A 21,639-nucleotide genomic window follows, 5' to 3' on the forward strand; every position below is an offset into this window, starting at 1 on the left:
CAGGCTTCTGGTACACTCATCAACACAAAATTGACTGAATAGCAGGCAGGACAATGGCAGATCAACCGCAGGAAACCACCGATTTCGGTTTTCGCACCGTCGCTAGAGACGAAAAACAGGCCATGGTGGCGGACGTTTTTCATTCGGTAGCGGCAAAGTATGACGTGATGAACGACCTGATGTCGTTCGGCATCCACCGTATCTGGAAGCGTTTCACCATTGACTGCAGCGGCGTGCGCCGTGGGCAGCGCGTGCTGGATCTGGCCGGCGGTACCGGCGACCTGGCGGCCAAGTTCTCCCGCATGGTCGGCGAGCAGGGGCAGGTGGTGCTGGCGGACATCAACGATTCGATGCTGAAGATGGGGCGCGAGAAGCTGCGCGATCGCGGCATCGTCGGCAATATCAATTACGTGCAGGCCAACGCCGAGGCGTTGCCGTTCCCAGATAACTACTTCGATTGCATCACCATCTCCTTTGGCCTGCGTAACGTGACCGACAAAGACAAAGCGCTGCGCTCGATGTTCCGCGTGCTGAAGCCGGGCGGGCGCCTGTTGGTGCTGGAATTCTCCAAGCCGCTGCTGGCTCCGCTGAGCAAGGCTTATGATGCCTACTCCTTCCATGTGTTGCCGAAGATCGGCGAGCTGGTGGTGAAAGATCCGGACAGTTACCGTTACCTGGCGGAATCGATCCGTATGCACCCCGATCAGGAAACCCTGAAAGGCATGATGGGCAACGCCGGTTTTGAAAACGTCACCTATTTCAACCTGACCGGTGGGATTGTCGCCCTGCATCGCGGCTTCAAGTTCTGAGAGGGAGATGCCGATGCTGTTTACCCCTCTGCTGACCGGTGCGCTGGAAACCTCGCTGAATAACCTGCTGTTTCGCGATCGCAGCATGAAAGCCGCTCGCCAACGCCTGGCGGGCAAGGTGCTGCGCATCGAACTGGAAGAGTTGGCTTCACCGCTGGTGCTGGTGTTCAGCGAACTGCGTGTGGATGTGCTGGGGCAGTCTGAAGACAGTGCCGATTGCACCGTGCGCAGCCGCATTCCCGCCTTACTGAAGCTGCGCGATCGCCAGCAGTTGCCAGTGCTGATGCGCAGCGGCGAATTGACGGTGGAAGGCGATATTCAGGTGGTGCAACAGCTGGTTGGCCTGCTCGATCTGGCGGAGTGGGATCCGGCGGAATGGCTGGCGCCTTATATCGGCGATATCGCCGCTCAGGGCATTACGCAGGCGCTGGGCAAAGGCGCTTCGTTACTCAAGGCCGGATTGATGCGTCGGCAGCAAGACATGGCTGAGGCGCTGACTGAAGAGTGGCGTCTGGCGCCGGGGCCGCTGGAAGTGGTGTGGTTCAATGAAGAAGTGGATGCGCTCGCCCGCGGCGCGGAAGCGCTGATTGCCCGCATGGATAAGTTGGAGGGCAAGCGATGACCCCAGGCGAACTGCGTCGTTTGTATTTTATCGTCCGCGTTTTTCTCAGCTATGGGCTGGACGAGCTGATCCCGACAATGCGTTTGACGCTGCCGCTGCGCTTCGGCCGCCGGCTGCTGTTCTGGATGCCTAATCGGCACAAGGACAAACCGCTGGGCGAACGTCTGCGGCTGGCGCTGCAGGAATTGGGGCCAGTCTGGATCAAGTTCGGCCAGATGATGTCGACCCGCCGCGATCTGTTCCCGCCGCACATTGCCGATCAGCTGACGCTGCTGCAGGATCGGGTGGCGCCTTTTGACGGTGCGCTGGCGCGCAAGCATATCGAGCTGGCGATGGGCGGCCCGCTGGAAGCCTGGTTCGACGACTTCGATCAGCAGCCGCTGGCCTCTGCCTCGATCGCGCAGGTGCATACTGCGCGGTTGAAAACCACCGGCCAGGAAGTGGTGCTGAAGGTGATCCGGCCGGATATCGGGCCGATTATCAAAGCCGATGTGCGCTTGATGTACCGGCTGGCCGGTTGGGTGCCGAAGCTGTTGCCGGACGGCCGCCGCCTGCGTCCGCGCGAAGTGGTACGCGAGTACGAGAAAACCCTGCTGGACGAATTGAATCTGCTGCGTGAAGCGGCCAACGCCATTCAGCTGCGTCGCAATTTCGACGGCAGCCCGATGCTGTACGTGCCTGAAGTCTACTCCGACTACTGCCGCGAAAGCGTGTTGGTGATGGAGCGTATCTACGGCATTCCGGTCTCGGACATCGCCACGCTGGAGCAGCAGGGCACCAACATGAAACTGTTGGCGGAACGTGGCGTTCAGGTGTTCTTTACCCAGGTCTTCCGCGACAGCTTCTTCCATGCGGACATGCATCCCGGTAATATTTTCGTCAGCTACGAACATCCGGAAGATCCCTGCTACATCGGCATCGACTGCGGCATCGTGGGTTCGTTGAACAAGGATGACAAACGCTATCTGGCGGAAAACTTCATCGCCTTCTTCAACCGCGATTACCGCAAGGTGGCGGAACTGCACGTCGACTCCGGTTGGGTGCCGCGTGACACCAACGTGGAAGATTTCGAATTTGCTATCCGCACCGTGTGCGAACCGATTTTCGAGAAGCCGCTGGCGGAGATTTCCTTCGGCAACGTGCTGCTGAATCTGTTTAACACCGCGCGCCGCTTCAATATGGAAGTGCAGCCACAGCTGGTGTTATTGCAGAAGACCTTGCTGTATGTTGAAGGACTGGGACGTCAGCTCTACCCGCAGCTGGATCTGTGGACCACCGCCAAGCCGTTCCTCGAGAGCTGGCTGCGCGATCAGGTCGGCATTCCCGCCGTGGTGCGTGCGTTGAAAGAGAAAGCGCCGTTCTGGGCGGAGAAACTGCCCGAACTGCCCGAGCTGTTTTACGATAGCCTGCAGCAGCATAAACTGTTGCAACAAAGCGTTGATAAGCTGACCAACCAGATGCAGGCTCAGCGGGTTCGTCAGGGGCAGTCACGTTATTTGTTCGGCGTTGGCGCTACACTGTTGGTAAGCGGCACGCTGTTGCTGCTGGGGCAAATCGAGGTGTTTCCCGCCTGGATGATGGCCGCCGGCATCGTATGCTGGGTGATTGGCTGGAAGCGAACCACCTGATTTAATTCGTTACTCTGGTAAAGTCGGCTCTATAATGCGGGCTGGCTTTAAAAGACCCTTTAAAATTAGAGGTAATTAAAATGGGCGGTATTAGTATTACGCAATTGTTGATCATCGCAGTGATCGTGGTGCTGCTGTTCGGTACCAAAAAACTGCGCACGCTGGGCTCCGATCTCGGCGCCTCGATCAAGGGCTTCAAAAAAGCGATCGGCGACGATACGCCGTCGACCCCCAATACGGCTGAAAAAAGCAGCCTGGATGATGCTGACTTCTCGGCCAAGCCTATTACCGATAAGCAGCCGGAAGTGAAACCGGAAGAGTCGAAGAACAAAGAGCAGGTATAAACCGTGTTTGACATTGGGTTTAGTGAGCTGCTGCTGGTGCTGGTGATCGGCCTGGTTGTTCTGGGGCCGGAACGCTTGCCGGTTGCGGTCAGAACGGTATCGGGCTGGATCCGCGCGCTGCGCTCGCTGGCGGCCTCGGTGCAGCACGAACTGTCTCAGGAACTGAAGCTGCAGGAGCTGCAGGACAGCCTGAAAAAAGCCGAACAGGCCGGCCTGCAGAACCTGACGCCGGAGTTGAAGGCGTCGATGGATGAGCTGAAAGACGCGACGGAATCTTTGAAACGCACCTACCGGGGCGAGAAAGAAGAGCTGGCGAACACCATTCATAACCCGCAGGCCATCGATCCGGAAGCTTTGCACGACGGCGTGACGCCGGCGGAAGCGGCAACCAGCGCCAGCACGCCCGCCGCGGTGCCTAAACCGGCAGTGGAACCTGAAGCCGTCGTGGCGGCGCAACCGGCTAAAGCGCCGGTGGAAACCGTGCCTGCTCCTGTCGAACCTGTTGCGGATAAAACCCCAGCGTCTCACCAACCTAGTGGCGATCGTTAATACATGGCTGTTGAAGATACCCAACCCCTTATCAGTCACCTGATAGAGCTGCGCAAGCGGCTGCTTAACTCGATTATTTGCGTGCTGGCGGTGTTCGTGGTGCTGGTGTTTTTCGCCAACGACATCTACCAGCTGGTCTCTGCGCCGCTGCTCAAGCAGCTGCCGGCCGGGGCGAGCATGATCGCTACCGACGTGGCGTCGCCGTTCTTTACGCCGATCAAGCTGACCATGATCGTCTCGGTGTTCGTCTCTGCGCCGATGATCCTGTATCAGGTGTGGGCATTCATCGCGCCGGCGCTGTACAAGCATGAACGCCGCCTGATGATGCCGCTGCTGGTGTCCAGCAGCCTGTTGTTCTACCTCGGCATGGCTTTCGCCTACTTCATTGTGTTCCCGCTGGCCTTCGGTTTCTTCGCCAAGACCGCGCCAATGGGGGTGACCATTGCGACCGATATCAAAAACTACCTCGATTTCGTCATGGCGCTGTTTATGGCGTTTGGCGTCGCTTTCGAAGTGCCGGTCGCCATCATTCTGCTGTGCTGGAGTGGCGTCACCTCACCGGAAGATCTGAAGAAGAAACGGCCGTATGTGTTGGTTGGCGCGTTTGTGGTCGGCATGTTGTTGACGCCGCCGGACGTGTTTTCGCAAACCCTGTTGGCGATACCGATGTATCTGCTGTTTGAAGTGGGGGTGTTCTTCGCTCGCTTCTATACCGGAAAACGTCGTCCACAGGCGGAAGAAGAAGACGAGGGTGACGAACCCCCAGCCCCCTGATCCATCTTGATTGCTAAGCCGCCCATTGGGCGGCTTTTGCTTTGGAAAAAACCATGTTTGATATCGGCGTTAACCTCACCAGCAGCCAATTCGCCAAAGACCGCGAGACCGTGGTGGAGTGCGCTCGCGCGGCGGGCGTTACCGGGATGTTGATTACCGGCACCGATCTGCCTGAGAGCCGCGAGGCCGCCAAACTGGCGCAGCAGCATGCGGGCTATTGCTGGTCCACCGCCGGTGTGCATCCGCATAACGCCAGCAGCTGGGATGAACACAGCGCCGAGCAGATTTATGCGTTGGCCGCGCACCCAGAAGTGGCGGCGATCGGCGAATGCGGCCTGGATTTCAACCGCAATTTCTCGACGCCCGCACAGCAGGAAGCGGCGTTCATTGCGCAGCTGGCGCTGGCGGCGGAGTTGGCATTGCCGGTGTTTCTTCATTGCCGCGACGCACACGCACGTTTTGCCGAGCTACTGACGCCGTGGTTGGATAAACTGCCCGCGGCCGTGGTGCACTGCTTCACCGGCACCGCCGAAGAATTAGCAAGCTGCCTGTCGCTAGGCCTGTCGATCGGGATTACCGGTTGGGTCTGCGACGAGCGGCGCGGCCTGGAGTTGCGTGCCCTGTTGCCGCAGATCCCGGCCGAGCGTCTACTGCTGGAAACGGACGCCCCTTATCTGTTGCCCCGGGATTTACAGCCTAAACCCGCATCTCGCCGCAACGAACCCTGTTTCCTGCCCCATATCGTGCATCAGGTCGCCGTCTGGCGACAGGAAGAGCCGCAATGGCTGGGGCAAAAAACCGATGAGAACGCCCGCCGGCTATTCCGGCTGGTTTGAGCTAGGAGAAAACTATGAGCTATGCATTTCCGGGTACCTTCCCTGGTCGTCGTATGCGCCGCGTGCGCCGTCATGACTTCAGCCGCCGCCTGGTCGCCGAGAATCAACTGACGGTCAACGACCTGATTTATCCGGTGTTTGTCATGGAAGGCAGCAATCGCCAGGAAGAAGTGGCCTCGATGCCGGGCGTATCGCGCATGACGATCGATCTGCTGGTCAAGGAAGCGGAAACCATCGCCAAACTCGGCGTGCCGGTGATCTCCCTGTTCCCGGTGATCGAACCGGGCCTGAAATCGCTGCATGCGGAAGAAGCCTATAACCCGGAAGGGCTGGTACAGCGCACGGTGCGCGCGCTGAAAGACGCGGTGCCTGAGCTGGGCATTCTGACCGACGTCGCGCTCGATCCCTACACCACCCACGGGCAGGACGGGGTCATCGATGAGCAGGGCTACGTGATTAACGACGTGACCAAAGACATTCTGGTGCGTCAGGCGCTGTCCCATGCCGAAGCAGGCGCAGAAATCGTGGCGCCGAGCGACATGATGGACGGCCGTATCGGGGCGATCCGCGATCGTCTGGAACTGCAGGGTTTGGTGAATACCCAGATTATGGCCTACTCCGCCAAGTATGCTTCCTGCTACTACGGTCCGTTCCGCGATGCGCTGGGTTCCAGCGGCAACCTGAAGGGCGGCAACAAAAAAACCTATCAGATGGATCCGGCCAACAGTGACGAAGCGCTGCAGGAGATTGCGCAGGATCTGCAGGAAGGTGCGGACATGGTGATGGTGAAACCGGGCATGCCTTACCTGGACGTGGTGCGCCGCGTGAAGGATACCTTCGGTGTGCCGACTTTCGCTTATCAAGTGTCCGGCGAGTACGCCATGCACATGGCGGCGATTCAGAACGGCTGGCTGCAGGAGCAACCTGCGGTGATGGAGTCGTTGATGTGCTTCAAACGCGCCGGCGCCGACGGCGTGCTGACCTACTTCGCCAAGCGTGTCGCCCAGTGGCTGCACGACGACGCGATGCGCCGCTAAGCGGAACATGAGCCAACAAAAAGGCGCCTGAGGGCGCCTTTTGCATTACATCTTCTGGAACTGTCGGTTGTCGATGCTTTGACTGACCTGCTTGTTGATCAGGTTCAGCAACAACATGGAACGCGCCTCGCCGTCCGGCTCGGTGTAGATCGCCTGCAGCCCTTCGAACACGCCGTCGACGATCAGAACAGTATCCCCCGGCTGTGGGGTTTCCGGATCGACATAGGTTTCGCAGGCGTGCGTGCGCAGTTCATCGATCACCTTGCTCGGGATGACGCTCGGCAACGTGCCGAAACGCACGAAGTGGCTGACGCCACGGGTAGCGCTGATGGTGGTGGTGTGAATGCGCTCCGGGTCGAACTCCACAAACAGATAGTTGGGAAACAGGGGTTCGCTGACCGCGATGCGCTTACCACGCACGATCTTTTCCAGCGTGATGATCGGGCTGAGGCAGTTTACCTGCTGCCGCTCCAGATGTTCCTGCGCTCGCAACAGCTGACCGCGTTTGCAATAAAGTAGATACCAGGATTCCATAGTTTCACATGCCTTTCTGCCAGCCGGTAAGCATATCAAAAGCTATTCCGGATACATAGTGATGCAAGTTTCAGCGTGTAACATCACCTATCTCTATGAATCTGCGGCTATTAGCGAGGGGTCACACACTTATCGATACGGCGCTGGTATAACAGAGGGCTAAAAATTTGTTACCGTCACAGTATGGCAAGGCGTTGCGCTACCGGCTGTGACGCTATTCATCGTTTTCGACCGAGGGAGAAAGAAATGGAGCTGTTTCTGTTGAGCAACGGCAAGCTGTCTGGTGAAGCCGAGCTGCTGGGGTACGCTAAAAGCCAACTGCTGGCGATGATTGCGCGTCGTGGCATCAAATCCGCCGTCTTTATCCCTTACGCCCTGATCCGTTACGACTACGACCAGCGTGCGCAGGAACTGGCGCAAACGCTGGGCATCGAAGTCACCAGCATCCACCACGCCGCTTCACCGGCGGCGGCGATCGCGCAGGCGGAATGCATTTTGGTCAGCGGCGGCAATACCTGGTTGCTGAACCAAATGCTGCATGAGCAAGGCCTGATCGTGCCTATCCAGCGCGCGGTGCGCGAGCGTGAAGTGCCTTACGTCGGCTGGAGCGCCGGTTGCAATGTGGCCACGCCGAGCATTCGCACCACCAATGACATGCCGGTGCGCTGCAGCGTGGTGCTGTCGGCGCTGGGGCTGTTCCCGGTACAGATCAACCCGCATTACATCGACGCGCACATCAGCGGCCACATGGGCGAAACCCGTGACGAGCGCCTGGCGGAGTTCTGCGCGATCAACCCGAGCGAATCGGTGGTGGCGCTGCGGGAAGGCAGCCTGCTGCATGTTGAAGGCAATGCGCTGCGTTACTTCAGCGCTAATGGGCAGGGCTTCAAGGTGTTCCGCCATGGCGAGGAGACGCGCGAATATCAGGATACGCGCGCGCTGGCTGCGCTGGTGCCGTTCAACTGCGGCTGAGAGCCACCCGGCAGCGGGCGGCGTTAACAAAATTGCAGCAACAACCGTGAAGAGGGCTTATAATGCCCTCCCCACAGGCCGTTATAATGATCAGCATGAAATACCGTGACTTACGCGATTTCCTCTCGTTGCTGGAGAAGAGAGGGGAACTAAAACGCATCAGCCAGCCGATCGATCCTTACCTGGAAATGACGGAGATTGCCGATCGCACCCTGCGGGCAGGCGGCCCGGCATTGCTGTTTGAAAACCCGAAAGGGTACGACATGCCGGTGCTGTGCAACCTGTTCGGCACCGCCAATCGCGTGGCGATGGGCATGGGGCAGGAAGACATCAGCGCGCTGCGCGAAGTCGGCAAACTGCTGGCGTTTCTCAAAGAACCGGAGCCACCGAAAGGCTTCCGCGATCTGTTCGACAAAATGCCGAAGTTCAAGCAGGTGCTGAACATGCCGACCAAGGTGCTGGGGTCCGCGCCTTGTCAGGAGCAGGTATGGCAGGGTGAGGATGTCGATCTGGGCCGTATTCCGGTGATGCACTGCTGGCCGGAAGACGCCGCGCCGCTGATCACCTGGGGGCTGACGGTGACCCGTGGCCCGCATAAGGAACGGCAAAACCTCGGCATCTACCGCCAGCAGGTGCTGGGCAAGAATAAAGTGATCATGCGCTGGCTGTCGCATCGCGGCGGCGCGCTGGATTATCAGGAGTGGTGCCAGGCGCACCCCGGCGAGCGTTTCCCGGTTGCGGTGGCGCTGGGCGCCGATCCCGCCACTATCCTCGGTGCGGTCACGCCGGTGCCGGATACCCTGTCTGAATATGCCTTTGCCGGGCTGCTGCGCGGCAATAAAACCGAAGTGGTCAAGTGTCTTTCCAACGATCTGGAAGTGCCAGCCAGCGCCGAAATCGTGCTGGAAGGTTATATCGAGCCGGGTGAAATGGCGCCGGAAGGCCCCTACGGCGACCACACCGGTTACTACAATGAAATCGACCAGTTCCCGGTGTTCACCGTCACCCACATCACCCAGCGCCGCAACGCCATCTACCACTCGACCTATACCGGCCGCCCGCCGGATGAGCCGGCGATCCTGGGCGTGGCGCTGAATGAAGTGTTCGTGCCGATCCTGCAAAAACAGTTCCCGGAAATCGTCGATTTCTATCTGCCGCCGGAAGGGTGCTCGTACCGCCTGGCGGTAGTGACCATGAAAAAACAGTACGCCGGCCATGCGAAACGCGTGATGATGGGCGTCTGGTCGTTCCTGCGGCAGTTTATGTACACCAAATTTGTTATCGTCTGCGATGACGACGTCAATGCGCGCGACTGGAACGACGTAATTTGGGCGATCACCACACGAATGGATCCGGCAAGGGATACCGTTCTGGTGGAGAATACGCCGATCGACTATCTGGACTTCGCCTCGCCGGTTTCCGGTCTGGGTTCGAAGATGGGGCTGGACGCCACCAATAAATGGCCGGGTGAAACCGATCGCGAATGGGGCCGTCCGATTCAGATGGATGAAAAGGTACGTGCGCGCGTCGACGAAATCTGGGATGAGCTCGCAATCTTCAGTGACAGGGAACCGACGCTGTAGCGTCAGGCCCTGTTCTCAGCTTTGCATTGATGACCCGACAGAGGGAACGCATGACAATATTGAGCTGTAAAGTGACCTCGGTAGAGGCCATTACCGATACGGTTTATCGGGTACGTCTGGTGCCCGAGCAGCCGTTTTCTTTCAAGGCAGGGCAATATCTGATGGTGGTGATGGACGAGCGCGACAAGCGCCCGTTCTCGCTGGCATCAACCCCGACGCAGCAAGAGTACATCGAGCTGCATATCGGTGCTTCGGAGCTGAATCTGTACGCCATGGCGGTGATGGATCGCATCCTGAAAGAGCAGGCGATCACCGTTGACGTGCCGCATGGCGACGCCTGGCTGCGGGAAGAGGGCAGCCGTCCGCTGGTGCTGATCGCCGGCGGCACCGGTTTCTCTTACGCGCGTTCAATCTTGTTGACCGCGCTGGAGCAGCAGCCCGATCGCGACATTTCGATCTACTGGGGCGGGCGTGAGCTGAAGCACCTGTACGATTTGAGCGAGCTGGAAGCGCTGTCGTTGCAGCATCCGAATCTGAAGGTGATCCCGGTGGTCGAGCAGCCGGAAGCCGAATGGCGCGGCCGCAGTGGTACCGTGCTCAGCGCGGTGCTGCAGGATTTCGGCACGCTGGCGGAGCACGACATCTACATCGCCGGGCGTTTCGAGATGGCGAAAATCGCCCGTGAGCGTTTCTGCGCCGAGCGCGGCGCGCAGGAAGCGCATATGTTTGGCGACGCGTTTTCGTTTATCTGACCGAGGCGATACGCAGTGAACGGGGTGGCCGAGGGTCGCCCCGTTTTTATTTGGGCGCCGGCAAACTTCAGGCATAAAAAAACCCGCCCCTGACAGGCGGGAAGAACGGCAACTAAACTTGGCGGGATGCCGCGATTTGAAGTGGTGACGCGGTCATCCCAAGATAGACACAGCTAAACGCGTTCAAATACGGTGGCGATGCCCTGGCCCAGGCCGATGCACATGGTCGCCAGACCGAACTGTGCGTCGCGACGTTCCATGTTGTTCAACAGGGTGGTCGAGATGCGGGAGCCTGAACAGCCCAGCGGGTGGCCGAGCGCGATGGCGCCGCCGTTCAGGTTGATCTTGTCGTCGATACTGTCCATCAGCCCCAGATCTTTGATGCACGGCAGCGACTGGGCGGCGAACGCTTCGTTCAGTTCGAACAGATCGATGTCCTGCACGCTCAGACCGGCGCGTTTCAGCGCCAGCTTGCTGGCCGGCACCGGGCCGTAGCCCATGATGGAAGGATCGCAGCCGACGACCGCCATCGAGCGAATGCGGGCGCGGGCCTTCAAACCGAGCGCTTTGGCGCGCGACTCGCTCATCAGCAGCATGGCGGAAGCGCCGTCCGACAGGGCGGAAGAACTGCCAGCGGTGACGGTGCCGTTGACCGGATCGAACGCCGGACGCAGGGCCGACAGGCTTTCGACGGTGGTTTCCGGGCGAATGACTTCATCGAAATCGTAACGGGTCAGCACGCCGTCGGCGTCGTGGCCGTTGGTCGGAATGATCTCGTTTTTGAAGTAACCCGCCAGCGTCGCTGCATGTGCGCGCTGGTGGGAGCGGGCAGCAAACTCATCCTGCATCTGGCGGCTGATGTTGTGCATCTTGGCCAGCATTTCGGCGGTCAGCCCCATCATCCCGGCGGCTTTTGCCACGCTGCGGCTCAGCCCCGGATGGAAATCCACGCCGTGGTTCATCGGCACATGGCCCATGTGTTCCACGCCGCCGATCAGGCTGACGTGTGCGTCGCCAACCATGATGGCGCGCGCCGCGTCGTGCAATGCCTGCATCGAAGAGCCGCACAGGCGGTTGACGGTCACCGCCGGCACGCGGTGCGGGATTTCGGCCAGCAGTGCGGCGTTGCGGGCGATGTTGAAGCCTTGCTCCAGCGTCTGCTGCACGCAGCCCCAGTAAATGTCATCGATCTCGGCGGCGTCCAGCGCCGGGTTACGGCTCAACACTTCACGCATCAGGTGAGCGGAGAGATCTTCGGCGCGCACCTGGCGGAAGGCGCCGCCCTTGGAGCGGCCCATCGGCGTGCGTACGGCATCAACAATAACTACGTTTTCCATCTTTATGACCTCATGCCGGTTGGCGGGTAGCGACGTCGGACAGCGGTGTCGCCACCGGGTAGTAGCTTTCATTGCGCTCGGCCTTGGCGCGCAGACCGGCCGGCACCTGATACAGGGCGCCGAGGTGTGCGTAACGCTGGGCCAGCTCAACGTAGTTGGCGGTGCAGAGCGTATCCAGGTAGCGGAATGCGCCGCCATGGAACGGAGGGAAGCCGATGCCGTACACCAGTGCCATATCGGCTTCCGCCGGGCTGGCGACGATCTTCTCTTCCAGGCAACGCACCACTTCGTTGATCATCGGGATCATCATGCGCGCAACGATCTCTTCGTCGCTGATGGTCTGGCGCGGTTGGCTCACTTCGGCCAACAGCGCATCGGTCTGCTCGTCGTTGTCCTTGCGCGGCTTACCTTTGTTGTCCTGGCTGTAGCGGTAGAAGCCCAGCTGGTTTTTCTGACCGAAGCGCTGGTTGTCGAACATCACGTCAATGGCATCGCGATAGTCTTTGCTCATGCGCTCCGGGAAGCCGGCGGCCATTACCGCTTGCGCGTGGTGTGCGGTGTCGATGCCCACCACGTCGAGCAGGTAGGCCGGGCCCATCGGCCAACCGAACTGTTTTTCCATCACTTTATCGATCTGACGGAAGTCGGCGCCGTCGCGCAGCAGCAGGCTGAAACCGGCGAAGTATGGGAACAGCACGCGGTTGACGAAGAAGCCCGGGCAGTCGTTCACCACGATCGGCGTTTTGCCCATGCGGCTGGCGTAGGCCACCACTTTGGCAATGGTCTCGTCGCTGGTTTGTTCGCCGCGGATGATTTCAACCAGCGGCATGCGGTGTACCGGGTTAAAGAAGTGCATGCCGCAGAAGTTTTGCGGGCGCTTCAACGATTTTGCCAGGTGATTAATCGGAATGGTCGAGGTGTTCGACGCCAGAACGGTCTCTTCGCCGATCAGGTTTTCCACTTCCGACAGTACGGCGGCTTTGACCTTCGGGTTCTCCACGACCGCTTCGACGATCACCTGCGCGCGCTCGATGCCGGCGTAGTCCAACGTTGGTTGAATGGTCGACAGCACCTGCGCCATTTTCAGGCCATCCAGTTTGCCGCGTTCCAGCTGCTTATTGAGCAGCTTGGCCGCTTCGTTCATGCCCAGCGTCAGTGATTTGTCGCTGATGTCCTTCATGATCACCGGCACGCCTTTCAGCGCCGATTGGTAGGCGATGCCACCGCCCATGATGCCGGCGCCCAGCACCGCCGCCTGTTTCGGCGCGTCCACATTCTTGGCCAGCTTTTTCGCCTGGCCTTTCACGAACTGATCGTTAAGGAAGATGCCGACCAGCGCACGCGCTTCGTTGGATCGTGCCAACGGCACGAAGCTGGCGGTTTCCAGTTTCAGTGCCTCATCGCGGCCCAGCTTGGCGGCGGCTTCAATGGTTTTCACCGCGGTCATCGGTGCCGGGTAATGTTTACCGGCGGTCTGCAGCACCATGCCTTTGGCGGTGGTGAAGCTCATTGCCGCTTCGATCGGGCTGAGCTTCAGCGGCTCCAGCTTAGGTTGACGTGCGGCGCGCCAGTCCAGCTTGCCGTCGATCGCCTGTTGCAGCATTTTCAGCGCCGCTTCGGCCAGTTTTTCCGGTGCTACCACCGCATCCACCAGGCCGACTTTCAACGCGTCTTTGGCGCTGACGTCTTTGCCGGCGGCGATGATTTCCAGCGCGCTGTCGTTACCCAGCAGGCGTGGCAGGCGGACAGAACCGCCGAAGCCCGGCATGATGCCCAATTTGGTTTCCGGCAGGCCGATGCGCGCGTCCGGTGAGGCGACGCGGAAATCGGTCGCCAGAATGCATTCGCAACCGCCGCCGAGTGCATAGCCGTTAATGGCCGAAATGGTCGGTACCGGCAAATCTTCCAGCCGGTTAAAGACGTTGTTGGCGAATACCAGCCACTCGTGCAGCTTTTCAGCCGGCGCGGCGAACAGAGAAAGGAATTCGGTGATATCGGCGCCGACGATAAATGCGGCTTTGGTGGAGCGCAGCAGCAGCCCCTTGAGCTCTGGCTGGTTTTCCAGCACGGTGAGCGCTTCGCCCAGGCTGGCGACGGTGCGGGTGTCCAGCTTGTTGACCGAGCCCGGTGCGTTGAACACCAGCTCGGCGATGCCGTTATCGAGCCAGTGCAGTTGTAATGTTTCGCCTTGGTAGAGCATGTCTATCTCCTGAATCAGCGTATGATCTGGTATGACCAGATGAAGAGGAGTGTGGTTTTTATGTTAAAAATATGCAAATGAGAGATTGCATATTTGCTGGTCGGATCACATGTCGCCAAGTTAGTTTTTTGATTTGAAACGAAGTTATATTTTATGTGCTATCGGCATTTGCTGGAGCTTGTCGGCACTCATACACTTGCTCGCAGCGAATGAACATTCAGACGAGGTTACGCATGACTAAGGCAGCTTGTGTCAAACGCAGCGGCTTATGGAGCATTCCCGCCAGAACCATGGCGCTGGCGTGTCTGTTGGTGTTTATGGCGCAAATGGCGACGACCGTGTATTTGCCTTCGCTGCCAACGGTGATGCGGGAGCTGGCGATGAGCCGGCGTGCCACCGAGCTGTCCATTTCAATCTTCGTCATCGGCGCCGCCTTGCCGGTGCTGTTTTGGGGCGCGGCCGCCGATCGCTTTGGCCGCCGCGCGCCCCTGACGCTGTCTTTATTTCTTTTCATTGGCTGCAGCGGGCTGTTGGCGCTGTGCAGCAACGGCGCCCAATTGCTGACGCTGCGTGCGCTGCAGGGCGTGGGTGCCGGCGGTGCGGCGATCATCGCGCGCATCATCGTGCGGGATAACTGGAGCGGTGACGAGTTGGCGCGACGGCTGTCTGTGCTCTCCATCGCCTTTATCACCGCGCTGGGCGGCGGCCAGTTCGTCGGTGGCCTGCTCAGCCAATATTCACACTGGCAGATGGGCTTCGTCTTGATGGGCGCCACCGGTTTGGCCATTCTGGCGCTGATGGCGACGCTGCCGCTGGAGGCAGGGCGTGCTCGCGGGCCACGCCCGGCGATGGCGGCCACCTACTTCGCCATCCTGCGGCGGCCGGGATTTTTTTGGCCGGCCTGCGTCGGTGGGCTGGGGTTTGCCACCACGGTGACACTGCAGGAGGTGAGCCCGTTCGTCATGCAGCAGGGGTTTGGGCTCAACGTCACGGCGTTCGGCGCGCTGGGGCTGGTGATCGGCATCGCCTACTTCAGCGGGGCGCTGACGGTGAACCGTACGGTGGCGCGTCTCGGCGGGAAAAAACTGATGCAGGCCGGCAGCGGCATCGTGGCGCTGGCGACGGCGGCGATCCTGCTGCTGTGGTGGAGCGGCGTCCTGGCCGGCCTTTCCGGTATGGCGCTGTTCATTGCGCTGTATTGCCTGACCATTTTTGGCCAGGCGGTGCTGTTTCCCAACAGCATGGCGATGGCGGTCAGCGATGCCAAAGAGTACGGTGCCTATGCGATGGCGCTGTGCGGCTTTCTGCAGCAGTGTCTGGCGGGCGTCGCCGCGGCCGGTGCGGTGTTGTTGGAACACCATGGCCTGTGGGCGCTGGCGATAGCGCTGCTCGGTTTGGGCGGCTGGTTAATGGTTAAGCTGCGGATGTAACGGCATTTGCAGGGAATTGCGAGCTGCTCCGCATGCCCAACGCGATGAGGTTGGAGCGTCGGAGCGCTGTGTTAAGATGACTTCTTTCGTGCTAAGGCATAAGGGTACTGTGATGGAAACGCTGGCTTCTTTGTATAACGACCACCTGGCAGAGCTGCAAAAACGCGCGCGCGAAGTGCTGGAGCGCAACAAGTTGGATGCGCTGCTGATTCACTCCGGGGAACTGCAAAAGGTATTTTTGGACGACCATAGCTATCCGTTCAAAGTGAACGCGCATTTCAAAGCCTGGGTGCCGGTGACGTCGGTGCCGAACTGCTGGTTGTGGATAGATGGCGTCAACAAGCCGAAGCTGTGGTTCTACTCCCCGGTTGACTACTGGCACAGCGTAGAGCCGCTGCCGGACAGTTTCTGGACCAAATCCCTTGAATTGATGCCGCTGGCCAACGCCGACGCCATCGCCCAGCAGCTTCCGCCGCAGCGCGAGCGTGTCGGCTATATCGGTTATGCCCAACAGCGCGCCCGCGATCTCGGCATCCCTTCGGAAAACATCAACCCGAAAGCGGTGCTGAACTACCTGGATTTCCACCGTTCGATTAAAACCGGCTATGAGCTGGCCTGCATGCGCGAAGCGCAGAAGACGGCGGTAACCGGCCATCGTGCCGCGCATGAGGCCTTCCTCTCCGGCATGAGCGAATTCGACATCAATCTGGCCTACCTGACGGCGACCGGCCACCGCGATACCGATGTGCCTTACGACAACATCGTGGCGTTGAACGAGCACGCTTCGGTGCTGCACTACACCAAGCTGGATCATCAGCCGCCGGCCGAGTCCCTGAGTTTTCTGATCGACGCCGGGGCGGAATATAACGGCTACGCCGCCGATCTGACGCGTACCTATGCGGCGCAAAGCGGCAGCGAGTTCGCTCATCTGGTGAAAGATCTCAATAGTGAACAGCTGGCGCTGATCGACACCATTAAAACCGGCGTGCGCTATACCGACTACCATGTGCAGATGCACCAGCGCATCGCCAAGTTGCTCAAGAATCACAAACTGGTGAATGGCCTCAGCGAAGAGGCGATGGTTGAAACGGGCATCACCACGCCGTTCCTGCCGCACGGGCTGGGGCACCCGCTGGGCCTGCAGGTGCACGACGCCGCAGGCTTTATGCAGGACGAGCAAGGCACCCATCTGGCGGCGCCGTCCAAGTATCCGTTCCTGCGTTGTACCCGCGTGTTGCAGCCGGGCATGGTGTTGACCATCGAGCCGGGTCTGTACTTCATCGAATCTCTGTTGGCGCCGTGGCGCAGCGGTGAGTTCAAGCAGCACTTCGCCTGGGATCGCATCGATACGCTGAAACCGTATGGCGGTATTCGCATCGAAGACAATATCGTGATCCATGAAAAGCGTATCGAGAACATGACGCGCGATCTGAACCTGGCCTGATGCGGCCGTACCCGATACCGGCGGAAGCAACCCGCTTTACCGAAGAAATAAAGAAGAGCCGTTTTATCACCCTGCTGGCGCCAACCAGCGGGGTAGAAGCGGCAAAGGCGTTTATTCAGCAAGTGCGGGATGAGCACCCGGCGGCGAGGCACCATTGTTGGGCCTTCGTCGCCGGTAGCCCCGATGACTCACAGCAGCTGGGGTTCTCCGACGATGGAGAACCGTCGGGCACCGCTGGCAAACCGATCCTCGCGCAGCTGATGGGCAGCGGTATCGGCGAAGTGACCGCCGTGGTCGTTCGTTACTATGGCGGCGTCAAGTTGGGCACCGGCGGGCTGGTGAAAGCCTATGGCAACGGTGTCCAACAGGCGTTGAAGCAGCTGGTGTTGGTAGAAAAGGTGCCGGAAGCCGAATATATCTTGCAGTGCGACTATGCGCAGTTGGCGCTGGTGGAGAACTTGCTGCAGCAAACCGCAGGTCGGATCCTGCAGGGCGAGTACGGTGCCGCCGTCGTGCTGCATCTGGCGTTGCCGGCCACCGAGGTCGAGCTGTTTGGGAATAAATTGCGTGATCTCAGTCGCGGTAATTTGCAATTAACCCCCATTTCGCAATAATTCCTCCCAATTGAATTGCTAAGGATCGTGCTGAAATGCATTTTCGCGCCATAACCCGTATCGTTGGTCTGCTGGTCATCCTGTTCTCCGGGACGATGTTTATTCCCGGCCTGGTGGCATTGATTTATCGCGATGGGGCGGGGCGCGCGTTCAGCCAAACGTTCTTCGTGGCGCTGACCATCGGGCTGATGCTGTGGTGGCCGAACCGCAAGCAAAAACACGAGCTGAAGCCGCGTGAAGGCTTCCTGATCGTCGTGCTGTTCTGGACCGTGCTGGGCAGCGTGGGGGCATTGCCGTTCCTGTTTTCGGAACGGCCCAATTTGTCGCTGACCGACGCCTTCTTTGAATCCTTCTCGGGATTGACGACCACCGGTGCGACGACGCTGGTGGGGTTGGACTCGCTGCCGAAGGCTATTCTTTTCTATCGCCAAATGCTGCAATGGATGGGCGGCATGGGGATCATCGTGTTGGCGGTGGCGATACTGCCGATACTCGGCGTCGGCGGCATGCAGCTGTATCGGGCGGAAATGCCCGGGCCGCTGAAAGATAACAAGATGCGTCCACGCATCGCCGAAACCGCCAAAACCCTGTGGCTAATCTATGTATTGCTGACCGTCGCCTGTGCGCTGGCGCTCTGGGGGGCTGGGATGTCGGTGTTCGATGCCATCGGCCACAGTTTCTCGACCATCGCCATCGGCGGTTTTTCTACCCACGACGCCAGTATCGGTTATTACGCCAGCCCGACCATCAACACCATCATCGCCGTGTTCCTGCTGATTTCCGGCTGTAACTACGGCCTGCACTTCGCTTTGCTGAGCGGCCGCAGCCTGAAGGTGTATGGGCGCGATCCTGAATTCCGCATGTTTATCTTCGTTCAGTTGACGCTGGTGGTGGTGTGTACGTTGGTGCTCTGGGGACATGGCGTCTATAAGAGCGGTATGGAAACGCTCAATCAGGCGTTCTTCCAGGTGGTATCGATGGCGACTACGGCCGGTTTCACGACCGACAGCATCGCCAAGTGGCCGCTGTTCCTGCCGATGTTGTTGCTGTGCTCGGCGTTCATCGGCGGTTGCGCCGGCTCGACCGGCGGCGGCCTGAAGGTGATCCGTATCCTGCTTCTGTACCTGCAAGGCTCGCGTGAGTTGAAAAGGCTGGTGCACCCCAACGCGGTCTATACCATCAAATTGGGCAACCGCGCGCTGCCGGAACGCATTCTGGAGGCGGTGTGGGGATTCTTCTCTGCCTATGCGCTGGTGTTTATCGTCAGCATGCTGGCGATCATTGCCACCGGCGTTGACGACTTTTCCGCGTTCGCCGCAGTGACGGCAACGCTCAATAACCTTGGCCCCGGCCTGGGCGTAGTGGCGGATAACTTCACCACGATGCCGGCGGCGGCCAAGTGGGTCCTGGTGGTGACGATGCTGTTCGGGCGCCTGGAAGTATTTACATTGCTGGTGCTGTTCACGCCAACCTTCTGGCGTGAGTAAGCCTGATATAAGGAGTACGCCATGAAGGCATTGATACTTTATTCGAGCCGTGACGGGCAAACACGTGCTATCGCTTCTTATATAGCAAGCAAGTTGCAGGACACGCTGCGTTGTGAGGTGATCGATCTGCTGCAGGCAGAACAGGTCGATCTTAGCCAATATCAGCAGGTGATGATCGGCGCTTCTATCCGTTATGGGCACTTTAACCCGGCGCTGGATAAATTCGTCAAGCGTCATGCCGAGCAGTTGAATCGGATGCCGAGCGCATTCTTTGCCGTCAACCTGACCGCGCGTAAACCGGAAAAGCGTTCGCCGCAAACCAACGCCTATACCCGTAAGTTCCTGTTGGCTTCGCCGTGGCAGCCAAAACAGTGCGCGGTGTTTGCCGGCGCATTGCGTTATCCGCGCTATCGCTGGTTCGATCGCATCATGATTCAATTCATTATGCGTATGACGGGCGGTGAAACGGATACCAGTAAGGAAGTGGAGTACACAGATTGGCAACAGGTCGACCGCTTTGCCCAGGAATTTAGCCAGATCCAGTACGAAAAGTGACAAAAACGCGGGTTTGGCCAGCGTTTTGCCGAAAAAATCCGCGCTTGAAAAGTTTTTTGCATTTAGGGGTTGCGGCCCGCCGAGAACTCCCTATAATGCGCCTCCACTGACCGGGAACAACGACTGACAAGCCGCCGGGTCAGCGAGAAGAAAGCGAAATAAACGCTTGACTCTCCGGGTGAAAAGCGTAATATACGCAGCCCGCGCCGATGAGTTTATCGGCACTGCTCTTTAACAATTTATCAGACAATCTGTGTGGGCACTCCACAAGACGATATCCAGCATCTTCGGATGCAAAAAAATATCAAGTCTTGAAGAGTGACTAACTGAAGTAAAATTCATGCAGTAAATCTTTGAGCATCGCTTCTCGAGTGGAAGCAAATCAAGCTTTTAATTGAAGAGTTTGATCATGGCTCAGATTGAACGCTGGCGGCAGGCTTAACACATGCAAGTCGAGCGGTAGCACAAGAGAGCTTGCTCTCTGGGTGACGAGCGGCGGACGGGTGAGTAATGTCTGGGAAACTGCCTGATGGAGGGGGATAACTACTGGAAACGGTAGCTAATACCGCATAACGTCGCAAGACCAAAGAGGGGGACCTTCGGGCCTCTTGCCATCAGATGTGCCCAGATGGGATTAGCTAGTAGGTGGGGTAATGGCTCACCTAGGCGACGATCCCTAGCTGGTCTGAGAGGATGACCAGCCACACTGGAACTGAGACACGGTCCAGACTCCTACGGGAGGCAGCAGTGGGGAATATTGCACAATGGGCGCAAGCCTGATGCAGCCATGCCGCGTGTGTGAAGAAGGCCTTCGGGTTGTAAAGCACTTTCAGCGAGGAGGAAGGTGGTGAACTTAATACGTTCATCAATTGACGTTACTCGCAGAAGAAGCACCGGCTAACTCCGTGCCAGCAGCCGCGGTAATACGGAGGGTGCAAGCGTTAATCGGAATTACTGGGCGTAAAGCGCACGCAGGCGGTTTGTTAAGTCAGATGTGAAATCCCCGGGCTCAACCTGGGAACTGCATTTGAAACTGGCAAGCTAGAGTCTCGTAGAGGGGGGTAGAATTCCAGGTGTAGCGGTGAAATGCGTAGAGATCTGGAGGAATACCGGTGGCGAAGGCGGCCCCCTGGACGAAGACTGACGCTCAGGTGCGAAAGCGTGGGGAGCAAACAGGATTAGATACCCTGGTAGTCCACGCTGTAAACGATGTCGATTTGGAGGTTGTGCCCTTGAGGCGTGGCTTCCGGAGCTAACGCGTTAAATCGACCGCCTGGGGAGTACGGCCGCAAGGTTAAAACTCAAATGAATTGACGGGGGCCCGCACAAGCGGTGGAGCATGTGGTTTAATTCGATGCAACGCGAAGAACCTTACCTACTCTTGACATCCAGAGAACTTTCCAGAGATGGATTGGTGCCTTCGGGAACTCTGAGACAGGTGCTGCATGGCTGTCGTCAGCTCGTGTTGTGAAATGTTGGGTTAAGTCCCGCAACGAGCGCAACCCTTATCCTTTGTTGCCAGCGGTTCGGCCGGGAACTCAAAGGAGACTGCCAGTGATAAACTGGAGGAAGGTGGGGATGACGTCAAGTCATCATGGCCCTTACGAGTAGGGCTACACACGTGCTACAATGGCATATACAAAGAGAAGCGACCTCGCGAGAGCAAGCGGACCTCATAAAGTATGTCGTAGTCCGGATTGGAGTCTGCAACTCGACTCCATGAAGTCGGAATCGCTAGTAATCGTAGATCAGAATGCTACGGTGAATACGTTCCCGGGCCTTGTACACACCGCCCGTCACACCATGGGAGTGGGTTGCAAAAGAAGTAGGTAGCTTAACCTTCGGGAGGGCGCTTACCACTTTGTGATTCATGACTGGGGTGAAGTCGTAACAAGGTAACCGTAGGGGAACCTGCGGTTGGATCACCTCCTTACCTAAAGATATTAGTTCGAGTGGCGTGCTCACACAGATTGTCTGATGAAAAAGTAATGAGCAAACAAAACCTTGTGGTATAGGTAAGTGCCGGGAGATTTGTGACTGTCCAGTGCAGTGACAAACGACAATGGCGCTCGATTTTTCACGAAAAATCTCACCTTTACCCGAAATTATCGAATCGGTGATTCGATAAGCCA

At 58.6% G+C, this 21,639-nt stretch carries 19 protein-coding genes and 1 rRNA gene; 17 read left to right on the top strand and 3 right to left on the bottom strand.

Annotation, left to right across the window (positions count from 1 at the left end):
- Window positions 1-53: 53 nt before the first annotated feature.
- From ubiE to hemB, 8 genes are all read left to right on the top strand, one after another.
- Window positions 54-809 carry a bifunctional demethylmenaquinone methyltransferase/2-methoxy-6-polyprenyl-1,4-benzoquinol methylase UbiE gene (gene ubiE, locus ACMGGW_RS23950; protein ID WP_025304918.1) on the top strand — a complete coding sequence of 252 codons (756 nt, stop codon included), beginning with the start codon at window positions 54-56 and terminating at the stop codon, window positions 807-809.
- 13 nt (window positions 810-822) lie between these two features.
- Complete coding sequence (gene ubiJ, locus ACMGGW_RS23955; RefSeq protein ID WP_025304919.1) at window positions 823-1,431, top strand: ubiquinone biosynthesis protein UbiJ; 609 nt, start codon at window positions 823-825, stop codon at window positions 1,429-1,431.
- A complete protein-coding gene (gene ubiB / locus ACMGGW_RS23960) occupies window positions 1,428-3,059 on the top strand; it encodes a ubiquinone biosynthesis regulatory protein kinase UbiB (protein WP_025304920.1) in 1,632 nt (543 codons plus the stop codon). Before ubiJ ends, ubiB begins: the two co-directional genes overlap by 4 nt.
- Before the next feature lie 80 nt (window positions 3,060-3,139).
- Window positions 3,140-3,403, top strand: a complete 264-nt coding sequence (gene tatA / locus ACMGGW_RS23965; RefSeq protein WP_004934452.1) for a Sec-independent protein translocase subunit TatA — start codon at window positions 3,140-3,142, stop codon at window positions 3,401-3,403.
- A gap of 3 nt (window positions 3,404-3,406) precedes the next feature.
- A complete protein-coding gene (tatB, locus tag ACMGGW_RS23970; RefSeq protein ID WP_197832519.1) occupies window positions 3,407-3,952 on the top strand; it encodes a Sec-independent protein translocase protein TatB in 546 nt (181 codons plus the stop codon).
- A 3-nt stretch (window positions 3,953-3,955) separates the two neighbouring features.
- Window positions 3,956-4,726, top strand: coding sequence for a Sec-independent protein translocase subunit TatC (gene tatC, locus ACMGGW_RS23975; RefSeq protein ID WP_004934456.1), 771 nt, complete (start codon window positions 3,956-3,958; stop codon window positions 4,724-4,726).
- A 53-nt stretch (window positions 4,727-4,779) separates the two neighbouring features.
- Window positions 4,780-5,562, top strand: a complete 783-nt coding sequence (tatD, locus tag ACMGGW_RS23980; protein ID WP_197832520.1) for a 3'-5' ssDNA/RNA exonuclease TatD — start codon at window positions 4,780-4,782, stop codon at window positions 5,560-5,562.
- A 14-nt stretch (window positions 5,563-5,576) separates the two neighbouring features.
- The gene (hemB, locus tag ACMGGW_RS23985) at window positions 5,577-6,599 is read left to right on the top strand and encodes a porphobilinogen synthase (RefSeq protein ID WP_033636707.1); all 1,023 of its coding nucleotides are present in this window, start codon (window positions 5,577-5,579) and stop codon (window positions 6,597-6,599) included.
- Between the two features lie 45 nt (window positions 6,600-6,644).
- Here hemB and rfaH read toward each other — a convergent pair whose 3' ends face one another.
- Window positions 6,645-7,133, bottom strand: a complete 489-nt coding sequence (gene rfaH / locus ACMGGW_RS23990; protein WP_025304924.1) for a transcription/translation regulatory transformer protein RfaH — start codon at window positions 7,131-7,133, stop codon at window positions 6,645-6,647.
- Window positions 7,134-7,379: 246 nt separating this feature from the next.
- On the opposite strand from rfaH, the gene pepE reads away from it, so the two are divergent.
- The 3 genes from pepE (at window position 7,380) to fre (ending at window position 10,440) form a co-directional block, all read left to right on the top strand.
- Window positions 7,380-8,105, top strand: coding sequence for a dipeptidase PepE (gene pepE / locus ACMGGW_RS23995; RefSeq protein WP_025304925.1), 726 nt, complete (start codon window positions 7,380-7,382; stop codon window positions 8,103-8,105).
- Window positions 8,106-8,191: 86 nt separating this feature from the next.
- Window positions 8,192-9,688: a 4-hydroxy-3-polyprenylbenzoate decarboxylase gene (gene ubiD, locus ACMGGW_RS24000; RefSeq protein ID WP_025304926.1), complete on the top strand. Its 1,497-nt coding sequence runs from the start codon at window positions 8,192-8,194 to the stop codon at window positions 9,686-9,688.
- Window positions 9,689-9,738: 50 nt separating this feature from the next.
- Entirely contained in the window at window positions 9,739-10,440 is a 702-nt protein-coding gene (fre, locus tag ACMGGW_RS24005) for an NAD(P)H-flavin reductase (protein WP_025304927.1), read from the top strand.
- A gap of 173 nt (window positions 10,441-10,613) precedes the next feature.
- On the opposite strand, the gene fadA is transcribed toward fre, so the two are convergent.
- Complete coding sequence (gene fadA / locus ACMGGW_RS24010; RefSeq protein WP_025304928.1) at window positions 10,614-11,777, bottom strand: acetyl-CoA C-acyltransferase FadA; 1,164 nt, start codon at window positions 11,775-11,777, stop codon at window positions 10,614-10,616.
- 10 nt (window positions 11,778-11,787) lie between these two features.
- Window positions 11,788-13,977 (bottom strand): fatty acid oxidation complex subunit alpha FadB, encoded by a 2,190-nt coding sequence (gene fadB, locus ACMGGW_RS24015; RefSeq protein WP_197832521.1) that lies wholly within the window; start codon window positions 13,975-13,977, stop codon window positions 11,788-11,790.
- A gap of 233 nt (window positions 13,978-14,210) precedes the next feature.
- Here fadB and ACMGGW_RS24020 point away from each other — a divergent pair, with 233 nt between their 5' ends.
- From ACMGGW_RS24020 to ACMGGW_RS24045, 6 genes are all read left to right on the top strand, one after another.
- Window positions 14,211-15,407 carry an MFS transporter gene (locus ACMGGW_RS24020; RefSeq protein ID WP_025304930.1) on the top strand — a complete coding sequence of 399 codons (1,197 nt, stop codon included), beginning with the start codon at window positions 14,211-14,213 and terminating at the stop codon, window positions 15,405-15,407.
- 112 nt (window positions 15,408-15,519) lie between these two features.
- A complete protein-coding gene (gene pepQ, locus ACMGGW_RS24025; protein ID WP_148123048.1) occupies window positions 15,520-16,851 on the top strand; it encodes a Xaa-Pro dipeptidase in 1,332 nt (443 codons plus the stop codon).
- A complete protein-coding gene (locus ACMGGW_RS24030; protein ID WP_016929437.1) occupies window positions 16,851-17,465 on the top strand; it encodes an IMPACT family protein in 615 nt (204 codons plus the stop codon). The genes pepQ and ACMGGW_RS24030 overlap by 1 nt, the downstream gene beginning before the upstream one ends.
- Window positions 17,466-17,500: 35 nt before the next feature.
- A complete protein-coding gene (gene trkH, locus ACMGGW_RS24035; RefSeq protein WP_025304932.1) occupies window positions 17,501-18,952 on the top strand; it encodes a Trk system potassium transporter TrkH in 1,452 nt (483 codons plus the stop codon).
- Window positions 18,953-18,973: 21 nt separating this feature from the next.
- Complete coding sequence (gene hemG, locus ACMGGW_RS24040; protein WP_025304933.1) at window positions 18,974-19,507, top strand: menaquinone-dependent protoporphyrinogen IX dehydrogenase; 534 nt, start codon at window positions 18,974-18,976, stop codon at window positions 19,505-19,507.
- Between the two features lie 391 nt (window positions 19,508-19,898).
- Window positions 19,899-21,440 (top strand): 16S ribosomal RNA (locus ACMGGW_RS24045).
- Window positions 21,441-21,639 lie beyond the last annotated feature (199 nt).

The sequence above is a fragment of the Serratia sp. BNK-4 genome (assembly GCF_048685115.1).
GTDB classification, from domain to species: domain Bacteria; phylum Pseudomonadota; class Gammaproteobacteria; order Enterobacterales; family Enterobacteriaceae; genus Serratia; species Serratia bockelmannii.